We start from the raw sequence: 14,299 nt of genomic DNA, 5'->3' as shown, positions 1-14,299 counted from the left end.
CGCCGTCATCCCCGTTGTGGCGCGCGGGCACCGCTTCGGCGTGTTCAGGCCGGGCGTATGCTGTCGGCGAGCCTCTCCGAAGGCCGCTGCCGGGAGCATCGCCATGAAAATCGTCTACCAAGCCGCGAACCTGATCGACGCCCACCTGGTGCGGCACGCGCTGGAAGCCGAGGAAATCCCCGTCTTCCTGCAGGGCGAGGCGCTGACCGGCGGCATGGGCGAGCTGCCGCTGTTCGGGACCATCCTGGTCTGCGTGCCCGACATCGTCTGGCCACAGGCGAAGGACATCGTCGACACGCTCCCGTTGAACCAGCCGGTCGAAGCGCTTCCGGACGACGACGAAGCCCCGGACGCGTCACAGGGCTGGCTTCCGGCCTGAACGGCGCTTTCCGGTATCGTGACCGGCCGTTTCATGGGCCCCGCGCCATGTCCTTCGATTTCGATTCGCTCATCCGCGCCGTCGCCGACTTTCCCAAGCCCGGCGTGACCTTCCGCGATGTCACCCCGCTGCTGGCCGACGCCGGCGGTTTCGCGCGCTGCATCGACGCGATGGCCGAGCCGTGGCAGGGCAGCGAAGTGCAGGCGGTGTGCGGGATCGAATCGCGCGGTTTCATCTTCGGCGCGGCGCTTGCGCAGAAGCTGCATGCCGGTTTCGTCCCACTGCGCAAGCCGGGCAAGCTCCCGCCGCCGCTGGTCGAGGTGGATTACGCGCTGGAATACGGCACCGACCGGCTGCAGGCGCGCAACGACGCGCTACGCCCGGGCGAACGCACGCTGATCGTCGACGACGTGCTCGCCACCGGCGGCACGCTGGCGGCCGCGCGCGAACTGGCGGGCAAGCTCGGCGCGAGCCTCGTCGGCGCGAGCGTGCTGATCGAACTGGACGCTTTGGGCGGCCGTTCGCGCTGGCCGCAGGGCGTGCCGCTGCAGGCGCTGCTGCACTACTGATCCTTCGCGGCGCGCCGCCATCGCGCGCCACGACGTGCCAGTCCACCTTGCGAGGTCGGGCCTATGGACGCGTTCAAAACTACCTGTCGGTGATGGTGTCCATGGTGCTCGGGCTGGGCCTGACGCAGCTGATCGCGGGCATCGGCAACATGGTGCAGGTGCGCCGTCGCGTGAGGTTCTACTGGCTGCACGCGATCTGGCTGGTGCTGATGATCGGCCTGCACGTCCAGATGTGGTGGTCGTTCTGGATGATGCGCGGCGTCGCCGAATGGACCTACACCGGCTTCGCGTTCGTGCTGCTCGGCCCGGCCACGCTGGTGATCGCCAGCCACGTGCTGCTGCCGGAACTGGTCGACGGCACCATCGACGTGGAACGCCACTACTACGACACGCGCACCGTCTTCTTCGGCCTGCTCGCGGCGGCCGGCGCGTGGGCGCTGGTGCTGGAATCGGCGATGGGTCTGCGCTCGCTCATCGTGCCGTTCCGCCTCGTGCAGGTGCTCGGCATCTTCCTGATGATCTGGTGCGCGTGGACGACGAACCGGCGCGTCCACGCTGGATGCACGTTCCTGGTCATCGTCATGCTGGTGAGCACGACGCTGCTCACGCGTTACCGGCTGGGGCAGACGCAGATGGCGTGATCAGGCGTGGCTGATCAGGCGTGGCTGATCAGAGCCGGCTGTCCTGCGACGGCGCCGGTTGCGGGGGGCGCAGCAGCTGCTCGGGCAACTTGCGGAATTCGGCTGCCAGCTGCATCAGGAAGTCGCCCATCGCCGAGCTGCGGCGCCACACCATCGCGATCTGGCGGTGCGGCGGCTGGCCGCGGAAACGCAGCAGGTGGATGTCGGGGGAGGACGGCACCGGCGGCTGCACCGCGAGCACCGGCAGCAGCGTGATGCCGACGCCGGCGGCGACCATCTGCCGCAGCGTTTCCAGACTGGTCGCGCGGAAACCATCGCGTTCGTCGGCGCCGGCCATGTGGCAGACGTCCAGCGCCTGGTCACGCAGGCAGTGGCCTTCCTCGAGCAGCAGCAGGTGCTGGTGGTCGAGGTCGCCAAGTTCGAGCGAATCGTGTTCGGCCATCGAATGCTGTTGCGGCACCGCCAGCACGAAGGGCTCGTCGAACAGCACTTCCACGTGCAGCTGGTCGTCGTGGATCGGCAAGGCGAGCAGGCCCGCGTCGAGCCGCCCGTCGCGCAGGCGCTGCAGGATCTGGTCGGTCTTCTCTTCGATCAGCAGCAGTTCCAGGCGCGGGAAACGCTGGCGCAGCCGCGGCACGACGTGCGGCAACAGGTACGGGCCGAGCGTGGGAAACAGGCCGAGCCGCACGGTGCCGGCTTCGGGATCCTGGCTGCGGCGCGCGATCTCCGCCATCTGCTCCACGTCGGCGATGACCTTGCGCGCGCGTTCGGCGACTTCGCGGCCGACCGGCGTGAGCATCACGCGGCGCGGCGCGCGTTCGACGAGCGCGACGCCGAGTTCGTCCTCGAGCTTCTTGATCTGGGTCGACAGCGTCGGCTGGCTGACGAAGCTGGCCGCGGCGGCGCGGCCGAAATGCTTGTGGTCGGCCAGGGCCACCAGGTACTTGAGATCGCGCAGGTTCAAGGCGGGTCCCTCGCGTCGGAGACTGCGTGGATGCTGCGTGGTAGGCGAAGCATCGGCCTCGCGCCGCTCCCCCGCAAGCAGGGGAGCGGCGCGGCCGGTTCCTTACGCCGCGGCGGCGGTGGCCTGCGCCGGTGCGCTGGTGCGAATCAGGTGGTCGAAGGCGCTCAGCGCGGCCTTCGAGCCTTCACCCATCGCGATGACGATCTGCTTGAACGGCGTGGTCGTGGCGTCGCCGGCGGCGAACACGCCCGGCACCGACGTGCGGCCGTGCGAATCGACCTCGATTTCGCCGCGCGGCGACAGCGCCACGGCGCCCTTCAGCCATTCGGTGTTCGGCAACAGGCCGATCTGCACGAAAATGCCTTCCAGGTCGACCTGGATCGGGTCGCCCGAAACGCGGTCCTTGTAAATCAGGCCGGTCACCTTCTGGCCGTCGCCGAGCACTTCGGTCGTCTGCCCGTTGGTGATGACCGTGACGTTCGCCAGCGAACGCAGCTTGCGCTGCAGCACTTCGTCGGCGCGCAGCTGGCCATCGAACTCGATCAGCGTGACGTGCGAAACGATGCCCGCCAGGTCGATCGCGGCCTCGACGCCCGAGTTGCCGCCGCCGATGACCGCCACGCGCTTGCCCTTGAACAGCGGGCCGTCGCAGTGGGGGCAGTACGCCACGCCCTTGTTGCGGTATTCCTGCTCGCCCGGCACGTTCATCTGGCGCCAGCGCGCACCGGTCGACAGCACCACGCTGCGCGACTTCAGCGACGCACCGTTCTCCAACTGCACTTCGATCAGGCCGCCCGGCTCGCTCGCCGGAACCAGCTTGCTCGCGCGCTGCAGGTTCATGATGTCGACGTCGTACTCGCGCACGTGCTGTTCGAGCGCGGACGCGAGCTTTGGGCCTTCGGTGTAGGTGACGGAGATGAAGTTCTCGATCGCCATCGTGTCCAGCACCTGGCCGCCGAAACGCTCGGCCGCCACGCCCGTGCGGATGCCCTTGCGCGCGGCGTAGATCGCCGCCGCGGCACCGGCCGGGCCGCCGCCGATCACGAGCACGTCGAACGCGTCCTTGGCCTTGATCTTCTCGGCATCGCGCGTCGATGCGCCGGTGTCGAGCTTGGCCATGATCTGTTCGATGGTCATGCGGCCCTGGTCGAACGGCTGGCCGTTGAGCAGCACCGTCGGCACCGACATGATCTGGCGCTGCTCGACCTCGTCCTGGAACAGCGCGCCGTCGATGGCGACATGGTGGATGTTGGGGTTGATCACGCTCATGAGATTCAGCGCCTGAACCGTGTCCGGGCAGTTCTGGCACGAGAGCGAGAAGTAGGTTTCGAAGTGGTATTCGCCTTCCAGGTCGCGCACCTGCTCCAGCAGCTCCGGCGCGGCCTTGGAGGGATGCCCGCCTACCTGCAACAGGGCGAGCACGAGCGAGGTGAACTCGTGGCCCATCGGAATGCCGGCGAAGCGCACGCCCACGTCCGTGCCGGCGCGGTTGATCGCGAAGGACGGGCGGCGCGCATCGTCGTCGCGGCGCGAATAGGAAATCCTGTCCGACAGTGCGGCGATGTCCTGCAGCAGGCCTTCCAGCTCGCGCGACTTGTCGCCGTCATCGAGCGAGGCGACGAGCTCGATCGGCTGCGTGACCTTTTCGAGGTAGGCCTTCAACTGGGTCTTGAGATCGGCGTCCAACATGCGATGACTCCAATGTGTTTCGTGGGGATGAACGCCGCGAGCGCCCGGGCGGAGGGAGGGAGAGAACCCGGGCGTCGCGACATTCGAAAAGAGAGAGGTCGCCTGGCGACCGGCGCGCCTCCGTGCGGGAGGCGGTGGAGCAGGGCGGGTCCGGTTGCGGCCCGCCCCGTTCCGTGCCGCGCCCTGCGATCAGGGCGCGGCGTGGGTCGTCAGATCTTGCCGACCAGGTCCAGCGACGGCTTCAGGGTCTGCTCGCCTTCCTTCCACTTGGCCGGGCAGACCTCGCCCGGATGCGCGGCGACGTACTGGGCGGCCTTCACCTTGCGCAGCAGCTCGCCCGCGTCGCGGCCGATGCCGCCGGCGTTGATCTCGACCAGCTGGATCTTGCCTTCCGGATCGATCACGAACGTGCCGCGATCGGCCAGGCCGGCTTCTTCGATCATCACGCCGAAGTTGCGGGTGATGACGCCCGTCGGGTCGCCGACCAGCGGGTACTGGATCTTCTTGATCGTGTCGGAGGTGTCGTGCCACGCCTTGTGGGTGAAGTGGGTGTCGGTCGACACGCCGTAAATCTCGACGCCCAGCTTCTGGAACTCGGCGTAGTTGTCGGCCAGGTCGCCCAGCTCGGTCGGGCAGACGAAGGTGAAGTCGGCCGGGTAGAAGAACACGACGGACCACTTGCCCTTCAGGTCGGCATTGGTGACTTCAATGAACTCACCGGCCTTATAGGCGGTGGCCTTGAACGGCAGGACTTCGGTGTTGATCAGCGACATAGGAGGTTCCTTTGGCTGGGTGGGTGAGGGGTAAAAACCAGTGCGGACAGGGTAAGCAGACCAATCCAATCCATCAAGTTGATTGATGGAATTGATTCAATAGGCATTGACTATTGAATTGGTCCAACGATAGAAGCCGCTCCTATTCGACATGCGGGGCACCAGTGGCCCTCGCAAGGGCTCCCCGGCGGCGAACCAGCACGCGAAAATGCCCGGATGCATGAATCCCCTCCAACAGGCGTCGAACCTCCTCGGACGACGGTCGGCGGGCTGTTGGCCGAGGCCGCCGCCCGCTTGCCCGGCGACGAAGCCCGCCCCGAAGCCGAACGCCTGCTCGCCCACGTGCTCGGCGTCGGACCGACGTGGCTGTACACGCATCGCGACGACGCCCCTTCAGCTGCCCACGTCGCCGAATTCAACCGCCTGATCGACCGTCGGCTGGCCGGTGAGCCGGTTGCGTACCTGATCGGCCACCGCGGTTTCTGGCGCTTCGACCTGGCGGTGACGCCGGCGACGCTGATCCCGCGGCCGGAAACCGAGCGCTTGGTCGAACTCGCCCTCGACCGGCTGCCGGAAGGCGTGCCGCTGCGCGTGGCCGACCTCGGCACGGGTACCGGCGCCATCGCGCTGGCGATCGCGTTCGAACGTCCGCTGGCGCAGATCGTGGCGACCGACGCCAGCGCGGAGGCGCTCGTCGTCGCAAGGGCCAATGCGCAGGCGCTGGGGCTGTCGCGCGTGGACTTCCGCGAGGGCGACTGGCTCACGCCGCTCGCCGGCGAGCGCTTCGACCTCATCGCAAGCAACCCGCCGTACATCGCCGACGACGACGTGCATCTGGGGCAGGGCGATCTCCGCTTCGAACCGGCGAGCGCGTTGGCTTCGGGTGCGGATGGTCTCGACGACATCAGGCGCATCGCGGCGGCAGCGCCGATTCATCTGCACGAAGGCGGCTGGTTGCTGGTGGAGCACGGGTGGGATCAGGGCGACGCCGTTCGCGAGGTGTTCGCGCGCGCAGGCTTCGAGGCAGTCGAGACAGTGCAGGACTGGGAGCACCGCGACCGCGTCACCCTCGGGCGACGTCGCTGACGACGCCAACGAAAAAGCCCGCCGGAGCGGGCTTGGTCGTACTGATCGCGATGCGATCAGAAGCTGGCGCGAACGCCGATGTTGTACGTATCGCTGCCGTCGGCCAGCGTCAGGCTGCTGTGCAGGCCCCAGGTCGAGTTGAAGGCATAGACGACGCCGAAGTCGGCGAAGTAGTTGCCATCGTAGCCGTGATCGTAGTCCTCGTAGCCCAGGTAGGCGTTGGCGGTGAGCTGGTCGGTCACGCGCCCCATGATGCCGGTGCTGATCTTGCCACCCTTGTAGTTCACGCTTGCGTTGCAGTCCGGGCACACGTCGTGGTGCACGCGGGCGCTGATGTCGTTGTCGACGTAGGCGATCTGCGACACCCAGTCGGCGCGCGAGCCGATGGCGGTGTTCATGCCGACGCCCAGCGACCAGGCTTCCGACTTGACGTGCACGCGCGCGTCGGAGAACCAGTCGTTGTATGTGTCGGTGACCTTGCCGTAGCTGGCCGTGCCGAACACGTTGTCGTTGAAGGAGTACGAGCCGCTCAGCGTGCCGCCGTTGAGATACGGGCCGCTTGCATCCTGGTAGGTGTAGTCGAGCTGGGCGTAGTCGTAGCCGATGCCGTTGGATTCGCTGGCGTTGGCGAGGAAGGGAGCGGCGGCGAGCGCCACGGCGAGGAGGGACTTCTTCACGGGTGTTTCCTTGTGGGGGCTTCCCGGCGGTCGCCGGGGCGCGCAGTAGACCCGCGGCGTTTCGCCGTCCACATCGGACGGTTCTTAAAAATTCGTTCGCCGAGAAAAGGTCGTCGGCCCGTGCGCGCTAGAATTTCGCCACTCATTCGGCGAGACCCCGCGATGCGCACGCTTTACCCCGACATCGAACCCTTCGACACCGGCACGCTCAAGGTCGACGACCGGCACACGCTGTACTACGAGCAGTGCGGCAATCCCGACGGCAAGCCCGTCGTGCTGCTGCACGGCGGTCCGGGCGCGGGCTGCAGCGCGAAGATGCGGCGTTTCCACGATCCGGCGCGTTACCGCATCGTGCTGTTCGACCAGCGCGGCAGCGGGCGCTCGACGCCGCACGCCGACCTGGTCGACAACACCACGTGGGACCTGGTCGCCGACATCGAACGCCTGCGCGGCAAGCTCGGCATCGACACGTGGCAGGTGTTCGGCGGGTCGTGGGGCTCCACGCTCGCGCTCGCCTACGCGCAGGCGCATCCGCAGCGCGTGACCGAACTGGTGCTGCGCGGCATCTTCATGCTGCGTCGCTGGGAGCTGGAGTGGTTCTACCAGGAAGGCGCCTCGCGCCTGTTCCCGGATGCGTGGGAGCACTACCTGTCGGCGATTCCGGTCGTCGAGCGGCACGATCTCATCAGCGCATTCCATCGCCGCCTGACCTCGCCGGACGAAGCCACCCGACTGGCCGCCGCCAAGGCGTGGAGCGTCTGGGAAGGCGCGACGAGCTTCCTGCACGTCGATCCGGATTTCGCGGCGAGCCATGAGGATCCGCAGTTCGCGCTCGCGTTTGCGCGTATCGAAAACCACTACTTCGTCAATAGCGGATTTTTCGAAGTCGACGATCAGTTGCTCCGCGACGCGCATCGCATCGCCGACATCCCGGGCGTGATCGTGCACGGCCGCTACGACGTCGTGTGTCCCGTCGCCAACGCGTGGGACCTGAAAAAAGCCTGGCCGAAAGCGGACCTGGAGATCACCCCGGCATCCGGGCACTCCGCGTTCGAAGCGGAAAACGTCGATGCCCTGGTGCGCGCCACCGACCGCTTCGCCCGCTGACTTTTTCTGAAAACCCGGGGCTGGAACGCCCGGCCCCGGCGACTGCATACGTATTCAAGCCTTCCGCTGCGCGCGCGGCCACGCACAATCGGCCGCGCACGGCGCCCATCGTGGGCGCTCCGGAGAGACGATGGATACGACGATGCAAGCGCAGCAGCACGCCACTTCGCGCGTGGTGCTGGTTTCCCTGGCCGCCGCGATGGGCGGCTTTTTGTTCGGCTTCGATTCGGCGGTGATCAACGGCGCGGTCGATGCGGTCCGCGGCGGCTTCGCGCTGGACGCGGCGCGCATTGGTTTCGCGGTGTCGTGCGCGTTGCTCGGCGCGGCGCTGGGCGCGTGGTACGCCGGGCCCGTCGCCGACCGCTGGGGCCGCGTGCGCACGATGCAGGTGGCGGCCGTGTTGCTGTTCGCCAGCGCGCTGGGCTCCGGGCTGGTCGTCGGGTTGTGGGACCTCATCGCGTGGCGTTTCGTTGGCGGCGTCGGCATCGGCGTGGCGTCGGTGATCGCGCCGGCGTACATCGCCGAAGTCTCGCCGGCGCACGTGCGCGGACGACTGGGTTCGCTGCAGCAGCTGGCGATCGTGCTCGGCATCTTCGCGGCGCTGCTCAGCGATGCCTGGATCGCCGGCGTGGCCGGCGGCGCGGCCAAGTCCGCGTGGCTGGGTATGGAAGCGTGGCGCTGGATGTTCCTGGTCGCCACGGTGCCGGCGCTGATCTACGGCACGCTCGTGCTCGGCGTTCCCGAATCCCCGCGTCACCTGGTCGCGAAGGGACGCATCGACGAAGCGCGCGACGTGCTGCGCCAGATGCTCGCACTGCCGAACGGTCCGGCGCTCGAGGCCAAGCTGCACGACATCCAGCGCAGCCTCGCCAGCGAAGTGCGCCCGCGTCTGCGCGATCTGCGCGGCCAGCGCCTGGGCCTGCTGCCGATCGTGTGGGTTGGTATCGCGCTGTCGGTGTTCCAGCAGGCGGTCGGCATCAACGTGATCTTCTACTACAGCTCCACGCTGTGGCATTCGGTCGGTTTCAGCGAATCCGATGCGTTCACCATCACCGTCGTGACCTCGGTCGTGAACGTGCTGGTGACGCTGCTGGCCATCGCGCTGGTCGACAAGGTCGGCCGCAAACCGCTGCTGGTCGTCGGTTCGGTCGGCATGACGGTGACGCTGGGCCTGATGGCGCTGTGCTTCGCGCAGGCCACCGGCGAGGGCGCGTCGCTGTCGTTGCCGCAGCCCTGGAACATGGTCGCGCTGGTGTCGGCGAACGCCTACGTCGTGTTCTTCGGCCTGAGCTGGGGACCGATGGTGTGGGTGCTGCTCGGCGAGATGTTCCCCAACCGCATCCGCGCGATCGCGCTCGCGGTGGCGGCATCGGCGCAATGGCTGGCGAATTTCGCCGTCACGGTGAGCTTCCCGAAGCTGGCGGAAATCGGCCTGAGTTTCGCCTACGGCCTGTACGCGACGTTCGCGCTGCTCTCGCTGGTGTTCGTGCTGAAGGCCGTACGCGAAACGCGCGGCGTCGAACTGGAAGACATGCAGGGCTGAGCGCCATGCATCACTCCCTCTCCCGCGACGGGAGAGGGAGGGTTCCGGATCAGTCGGCCGGCGTGCCGTCCGGGTTGTGTTCGAGCATCCACAGGCCGGCCCAGAGCTTGAGGTCCAGCTCGTAGCCTTCGCGCCGTTTCTGCATGAGCCACGCCGGCGCCTGCGCGCGCGGGACTTCGTGGACGGTGATGTTCTCGTTGTCCACGCCGCCGCCCGCGCCGACACGCGTCAATCCGCGCGCACGCACGAAGGCGATGCGCTCGCTGCTCATGCCGGCGGAGGTCGGGCCGACCAGCAGCACTTCCAGCCGCTGCGCCGACCAGCCGGTTTCCTCGATGAGCTCGCGACCGGCGGCGGCTTCGAGGGTATCGGTATCGTGGTTGTCGCCGACCAGGCCCGCGGGCATCTCGATGGTCGGCGCGCCCAGCGGAACGCGGAACTGTTCGACGAACAGCAGCTTGTCGTCGGGCGTGACGGCGATGACGATCACCGCCATGCCTTCGCCGGTGGTGCGTTCGACGTACTCCCAGCGACCGCGCCGCAGCATGCGCAGCCACGGGCCCTCGTACAGCGTTTCCACGGGGTCGTCGTCGTGTCCGGCGGGCTTTGCGTTCATGCGGTGCGGGTGCTCGTTGCGATTGCGTCCGATCGTATTACGACGCCTGTGACGGGGCGAAGTCGAGGCCGGCGGACTGGTAGAGGCGGCGACGCGTCATCGGGCCGAAGCGCAGCGAATCGCACAGCGAACCCAGGATCGCCGCGTCCGCACTGCCACGCGTGAAGTGCAGCGAGGTTTCGCCCAGCGGCGCATCCAGCGCGATCGTCGTCAGCTGACGGCACAACAGTGCCTGTTCGCGATGCAGACGCAGCTTCGCCGCGGTGGACGCCGCGCCGCGCAGACGCAGGAACGGCACTTCCTCCACGCGCTCGAGCAGGGCATCGAGCGAGCCGAAATGCCCCAGCAGCGCGGCCGCGGTCTTCGACCCGATGCCGGGCACGCCGGGGATGTTGTCGACCGCGTCGCCGGTCAGCGCCAGGTAGTCGGCGATCTGGTGCGCGAGCACGCCATGGCGCTCGGGCACGCCGGCCGCCCCCCAGCGCTGGCCCTTCGCGAAATCCCACTGCTCGTCGTGGTCGCCCAGCAGCTGCGAGAGGTCCTTGTCGGCCGAGACGATGACCGATCGGAACCCGTGCGCGCGCGACGCCGCAACGGCGCTGCCGATCAGGTCGTCGGCCTCGTACTCGCCATGTGCGAGCACCGCCAGGCCCAGCGCCGCGCACAGCGTGCGGCAGTGGACGAACTGGCGCCGCAGCTCTTCCGGCGCCGATTCGCGGTTGGCCTTGTAGGCGGGATAGATCGCGTTGCGGAAGCACGAATCCAGCGCCTCGTCGAACGCGATGGCGATGTGCTGCGGCCGCGCGCGGTCGAGCAGTTCCAGCAGGAAGCGCGCGAAGCCGTGCACGGCGTTGGTCGGCCAGCCGTCGTTGTCGTGGAACTCGTTGGGCATCGAGTGCCAGGCGCGGAACACGTACATGCTCGCATCGACGAGGTACAGCGTCCCGCTGGCCGCCGTGGCGGACGGAGCGACAGGCGCGCTCACGACGGCGTCCATTCGGTCAGCAGCTCGCGCGGATCGGGGCGCTCGCGCTCGGGCGCGTCGAGCTTCGGCGTGCCGATGTGGATGTAGCCGACCACGCGCTCGTGCTCGCCCAGGCCCAGCCAGCGGTCGACCTGCTCGTCGTAGGCGAGCCAGCCGGTCAGCCAGATCCCGCCGAAGCCCAGTGCCTGGGCGGCCTGGAGGAGGGCGAAGCAGACGCACGAGGCGGTCGAGAACCGCTCGGATTCAGGAATCTTTTCGTCCGGACCGAACTGACCGATCACGGCCACGACCAGCGGCGCATGCGAGAATCGGCTCCGGTCCTTCTCGAACACCGCCTCGCTGGCCCCCGGGTCGCGCTCGCGGCTGCGGGCGGCCAAGCGCTCGCCGAACGCGTGCCGGGCCTCGCCCCGGAAGCTCAGGAACCGGAAGGGCACCCGCTTGCCGTGGTCGGGCACGCGGACGGCCGACTGGAGCATGCGCAGGAGGGTGTCGGGATCGGGGGCGGGCTCGCCGAGCTGCTTCGGCGGGACCGACCGGCGGGCATCCAGCCCGGCCAGGGCCAGGTCGATTTGCCGAGGGTCAGAAGTGTTTAGCGACATCAGTCACAATTATCTAATGTGGGCCTGCAAGACGGTGTCGTATCTTGCCACTATGCGCCGGGGAACTGCCGGCAAGCGGCAGATTCGGCCCACGTTCCGCTTCATGTAACAGGGGACATCGAAGTGTCCGGCTACCCGCACGGCGTCGCTCAAGCCACGCGTACCGATCCCTTGCGCGTGCTCGAGGAGATCAAGCGTTTGTCCCTGGAGGTCCTCGGCGGCCTGCCGGGCACGCTGTATGGCCCGGTGGAAGATGCCCTGAAGGTCGCCTCGCTCAAGGGCGACGGCAAGTCCAATCATTACGAGGAACAGGCGGCGTTGTGGGTGCTGCGCCAGCACCAGGCATCGCACGTCATGAAGTACCGCCAGCAGATCGCGCAGGCCTTCGACGATTTCCGCGCCCTGCGCATCCGCAGCGGCGGCGACGTCACGCTGCGGCTGCTCGACGAACAGCAGCTGGAATACGAACTGGCCAGCGGCCGCCTCAACGAATCGCTGGTCGCCCGCTTCGCCCGCCCGCTGGATACGTTGCAGAGCCGCCTGCAGGCGCTCTCCGAATCCCTGCGTGTGCCGGCGGGGCTGAACCCTATCGGTCCGGAGCGCCTGGTCACCGCGTTCTCGCAGACGCTGCTGGACGCGCAGGTGCCCGACACGCTGCGCGGTCGCCTGTTCCGCCATTACGAGACCGAGCTGATCCGCCTGCTCGGCGATCTGTACGCGCGCGTCAACGCGTTGCTGGCCAGCTCGGGTTACGGCGCACCGGTCGCGTCGCGTCCGCCGGAAGAGGCGCGGCGCGGTGGCGATGGCGGCGCGCCCGCCGGTGGCTACGGCGGTTACGGTGCGCAGGACGGTTTCGGCGCGGGCGGTGGCGGCTACGGCGCCGGCCTTGGTCCCGGCCCGGGCATGGTCGGCGAGCCGACCGGCCGCTCGTCCGGCCCGCCGATGTCGCAGCAGGACATCGCCGCGATGGCGCAGGAACTGGCCCAGCTACGCGGCCAGCTGCACGCGTGGCGCGAGTCGATCTCGCGCGGCGACGTCGCCACCGGGGGCGGCCACGCGCCCGAGCGTCCCGTCATGCAGCGTCGCGAGATGCGCGTGGACGAGATCCTCAACGTCGCATCGCTCCTCCAGGCCGAGCCGCCGGACGCGTTCGCACGCGCGCTGGCCGTCACCGGCCGCCTGGGCGAAACCATCCGCGACCATCTGCAGGACGGCGCGCGCCGCCTCGGGCTCAACCCCGACCAGGCCTGCTTCAGTCCGGAAGAGGAAGACGCGATCGACCTGGTGGCGATGCTCTTCGACTCGCTGTTCCGCCACAACGCGCTGCAGGACCGCGCGCGCCGCCTGTACGCGCGCCTGGTGCTCCCGTACGTGAAGGTCGCGCTGACCGACAACGCCGTGTTCGTGAAGCGCGAACACCCGGCGCGCCGGCTGCTCGACGCGATCACCGAGGCCTGCGAGGGCAACGACGGCGAAACGCCGCAGGATCGCGAGCTGCTCGACCGTGCCACCGAGATTTCGCAGCGTATCGTCGCCGACTACAACGAAGACCTCGCGGTATTCGAACTGGCGCACGCCGAACTCGATGCCGTACTGGCGCAGCAGCGCCGCCGCTTCGAGCTGCAGGAACAGCGCGCCGCCAAGGCCACCTACGGCCGGGAGCGCCTGGGCGCCGCGCGCGCGCAGGCCGAGTCGGCGCTGGAAGAACGCCTGGGCGAGTCGACCCTGACGCAGGCGGTGGCGGATTTCCTTGCCATGCCGTGGCGCCACCACGTCGTGCAGACGTTGTTGCGCGAGAACACCGACCAGCGCCGCCACGCCGAGGCCATCGCGCTCGGCGACGCGCTGGTGATGGCCGACCGCCTCGCCGGCGAAGGGCGCGGCCGCGAACTGGCCGACCAGCTGCTCGCGCTGCAGCCGGCGATCATCGATTGCCTGGCCAGCTCCGGCCTCGACGACAGCGCCGCCCAGCACGGCATGGCCGGCTTGGTGCGCGCACTGGCGACGCCGGATACGCCGCGCCGCCACGTACCGGTATCGCCCGAGTCCATGCCCGAGGACGATGCGGGTGAAGCCGAGCGTCGCCTGTGGCTGGTCGGCGATGCCGACGGCGTTCGCCACGACCCGCTGCTGGCCGAGCGCATGAGCACGCTGGAAGTGGGCGACTGGTTGCGCCTGACCAACGTCGAAGGCGAGAGCACGGCGGTGAAGGTGGCCTGGCTGAGCCCGCTCACCTCGCGCTACCTGCTGGTGAACCGCCGCGGCCTGCGCGTGCTGGTCGCCTCGGCCGAGGAACTGGCCGCATTGGCCGGCGCCGGCCGCCTGACGATCGGCGCGGAGCGCACGGCGTTCGACGAGGCGATGCGACAGGTGAAGCGCCATCTGGACCGGGCGTCGGCGACGCGCTGAGTTCTCCGACTTCAGGCGAGCGGTTTGCTCGGCCGATCGTCTTCATCGTCATCCCGGCGAACGCCGGGGCCCAGGCCCGTAGCGAATGGGCACTCCGATGACGGCGAACCACCTCACCGTCATTCCGTAGGCCTGAGACCTAGGCTCGTAACGTCCCGGCACTCCATCGACGGAAAACCACACCGCGTCATCCCGGCGAAAGCCGGGATCCAGGCCCGTAACATCCGGGCACTCCGGCAGCGGTGAGTTACATCACCGTCAT

14 protein-coding genes are annotated in these 14,299 nt (G+C 68.4%); 7 read left to right on the top strand and 7 right to left on the bottom strand.

The window, feature by feature from the left end; all coding sequences use genetic code 11:
- The first annotated feature begins 103 nt into the window (after positions 1 to 103).
- The 3 genes from DX912_RS14690 to DX912_RS14680 all read left to right on the top strand — a co-directional run bounded on the left by DX912_RS14690 (position 104) and on the right by DX912_RS14680 (position 1,589).
- Positions 104 to 379 carry a putative signal transducing protein gene (locus DX912_RS14690; protein ID WP_115843603.1) on the top strand — a complete coding sequence of 92 codons (276 nt, stop codon included), beginning with the start codon at positions 104 to 106 and terminating at the stop codon, positions 377 to 379.
- 47 nt (positions 380 to 426) lie between these two features.
- Positions 427 to 948, top strand: coding sequence for an adenine phosphoribosyltransferase (locus DX912_RS14685; protein WP_115843601.1), 522 nt, complete (start codon positions 427 to 429; stop codon positions 946 to 948).
- Positions 949 to 1,037: 89 nt separating this feature from the next.
- Positions 1,038 to 1,589, top strand: a complete 552-nt coding sequence (locus tag DX912_RS14680) for a hypothetical protein (protein WP_147298654.1) — start codon at positions 1,038 to 1,040, stop codon at positions 1,587 to 1,589.
- A 28-nt stretch (positions 1,590 to 1,617) separates the two neighbouring features.
- Here DX912_RS14680 and DX912_RS14675 read toward each other — a convergent pair whose 3' ends face one another.
- The 3 genes from DX912_RS14675 to ahpC all read right to left on the bottom strand — a co-directional run bounded on the left by DX912_RS14675 (position 1,618) and on the right by ahpC (position 5,015).
- Positions 1,618 to 2,553, bottom strand: coding sequence for a LysR substrate-binding domain-containing protein (locus tag DX912_RS14675; RefSeq protein WP_115843597.1), 936 nt, complete (start codon positions 2,551 to 2,553; stop codon positions 1,618 to 1,620).
- 102 nt (positions 2,554 to 2,655) lie between these two features.
- On the bottom strand, positions 2,656 to 4,242 hold the full coding sequence (gene ahpF / locus DX912_RS14670) for an alkyl hydroperoxide reductase subunit F (protein WP_115843595.1): 1,587 nt from the start codon (positions 4,240 to 4,242) through the stop codon (positions 2,656 to 2,658).
- A gap of 209 nt (positions 4,243 to 4,451) precedes the next feature.
- A complete protein-coding gene (ahpC, locus tag DX912_RS14665; RefSeq protein ID WP_115843593.1) occupies positions 4,452 to 5,015 on the bottom strand; it encodes an alkyl hydroperoxide reductase subunit C in 564 nt (187 codons plus the stop codon).
- A gap of 216 nt (positions 5,016 to 5,231) precedes the next feature.
- Here ahpC and prmC point away from each other — a divergent pair, with 216 nt between their 5' ends.
- Positions 5,232 to 6,101 carry a peptide chain release factor N(5)-glutamine methyltransferase gene (gene prmC / locus DX912_RS14660; protein WP_115843591.1) on the top strand — a complete coding sequence of 290 codons (870 nt, stop codon included), beginning with the start codon at positions 5,232 to 5,234 and terminating at the stop codon, positions 6,099 to 6,101.
- Between the two features lie 56 nt (positions 6,102 to 6,157).
- Here the strand turns inward: prmC and DX912_RS14655 are convergent, their stop codons facing one another.
- Positions 6,158 to 6,778, bottom strand: a complete 621-nt coding sequence (locus DX912_RS14655; RefSeq protein WP_115843589.1) for a hypothetical protein — start codon at positions 6,776 to 6,778, stop codon at positions 6,158 to 6,160.
- A gap of 162 nt (positions 6,779 to 6,940) precedes the next feature.
- On the opposite strand from DX912_RS14655, the gene pip reads away from it, so the two are divergent.
- Positions 6,941 to 7,885, top strand: coding sequence for a prolyl aminopeptidase (gene pip / locus DX912_RS14650; RefSeq protein WP_115843587.1), 945 nt, complete (start codon positions 6,941 to 6,943; stop codon positions 7,883 to 7,885).
- 130 nt (positions 7,886 to 8,015) lie between these two features.
- A complete protein-coding gene (locus DX912_RS14645) occupies positions 8,016 to 9,428 on the top strand; it encodes a sugar porter family MFS transporter (protein WP_115843584.1) in 1,413 nt (470 codons plus the stop codon).
- A gap of 49 nt (positions 9,429 to 9,477) precedes the next feature.
- Here DX912_RS14645 and DX912_RS14640 read toward each other — a convergent pair whose 3' ends face one another.
- Genes DX912_RS14640 through DX912_RS14630 form a run of 3 tightly spaced genes read right to left on the bottom strand, consistent with a single transcriptional unit; the run spans position 9,478 to position 11,628 of the window.
- Positions 9,478 to 10,044 carry an NUDIX hydrolase gene (locus tag DX912_RS14640; RefSeq protein WP_115843582.1) on the bottom strand — a complete coding sequence of 189 codons (567 nt, stop codon included), beginning with the start codon at positions 10,042 to 10,044 and terminating at the stop codon, positions 9,478 to 9,480.
- Positions 10,045 to 10,081: 37 nt separating this feature from the next.
- Positions 10,082 to 11,041: a 5'-3' exonuclease gene (locus DX912_RS14635; RefSeq protein ID WP_115843580.1), complete on the bottom strand. Its 960-nt coding sequence runs from the start codon at positions 11,039 to 11,041 to the stop codon at positions 10,082 to 10,084.
- Positions 11,026 to 11,628, bottom strand: a complete 603-nt coding sequence (locus DX912_RS14630; protein ID WP_115843578.1) for a nitroreductase family protein — start codon at positions 11,626 to 11,628, stop codon at positions 11,026 to 11,028. Before DX912_RS14630 ends, DX912_RS14635 begins: the two co-directional genes overlap by 16 nt.
- A gap of 123 nt (positions 11,629 to 11,751) precedes the next feature.
- Between DX912_RS14630 and DX912_RS14625 the strand changes: the two genes are divergently transcribed.
- Entirely contained in the window at positions 11,752 to 14,037 is a 2,286-nt protein-coding gene (locus DX912_RS14625) for a DUF1631 family protein (protein WP_181902852.1), read from the top strand.
- Positions 14,038 to 14,299 lie beyond the last annotated feature (262 nt).

The sequence above is a fragment of the Lysobacter soli genome, from assembly GCF_003382285.1.
Classification (GTDB): domain Bacteria; phylum Pseudomonadota; class Gammaproteobacteria; order Xanthomonadales; family Xanthomonadaceae; genus Lysobacter_J; species Lysobacter_J soli.
This window is presented reverse-complemented; position numbering and strand designations above follow the sequence as displayed.

Excerpts from the sequence above, each read along its gene's own strand:
- ahpF (WP_115843595.1), bottom strand. The coding sequence starts at position 4,242 with ATGTTGGACGCCGATCTCAAGACCCAGTTGAAGGCCTACCTCGAAAAG.
- DX912_RS14635 (WP_115843580.1), bottom strand. The coding sequence starts at position 11,041 with ATGGACGCCGTCGTGAGCGCGCCTGTCGCTCCGTCCGCCACGGCGGCC.
- DX912_RS14685 (WP_115843601.1), top strand. The coding sequence starts at position 427 with ATGTCCTTCGATTTCGATTCGCTCATCCGCGCCGTCGCCGACTTTCCC.
- DX912_RS14640 (WP_115843582.1), bottom strand. The coding sequence starts at position 10,044 with ATGAACGCAAAGCCCGCCGGACACGACGACGACCCCGTGGAAACGCTG.
- prmC (WP_115843591.1), top strand. The coding sequence starts at position 5,232 with ATGCATGAATCCCCTCCAACAGGCGTCGAACCTCCTCGGACGACGGTC.
- DX912_RS14690 (WP_115843603.1), top strand. The coding sequence starts at position 104 with ATGAAAATCGTCTACCAAGCCGCGAACCTGATCGACGCCCACCTGGTG.
- DX912_RS14645 (WP_115843584.1), top strand. The coding sequence starts at position 8,016 with ATGGATACGACGATGCAAGCGCAGCAGCACGCCACTTCGCGCGTGGTG.
- pip (WP_115843587.1), top strand. The coding sequence starts at position 6,941 with ATGCGCACGCTTTACCCCGACATCGAACCCTTCGACACCGGCACGCTC.
- DX912_RS14630 (WP_115843578.1), bottom strand. The coding sequence starts at position 11,628 with ATGTCGCTAAACACTTCTGACCCTCGGCAAATCGACCTGGCCCTGGCC.
- ahpC (WP_115843593.1), bottom strand. The coding sequence starts at position 5,015 with ATGTCGCTGATCAACACCGAAGTCCTGCCGTTCAAGGCCACCGCCTAT.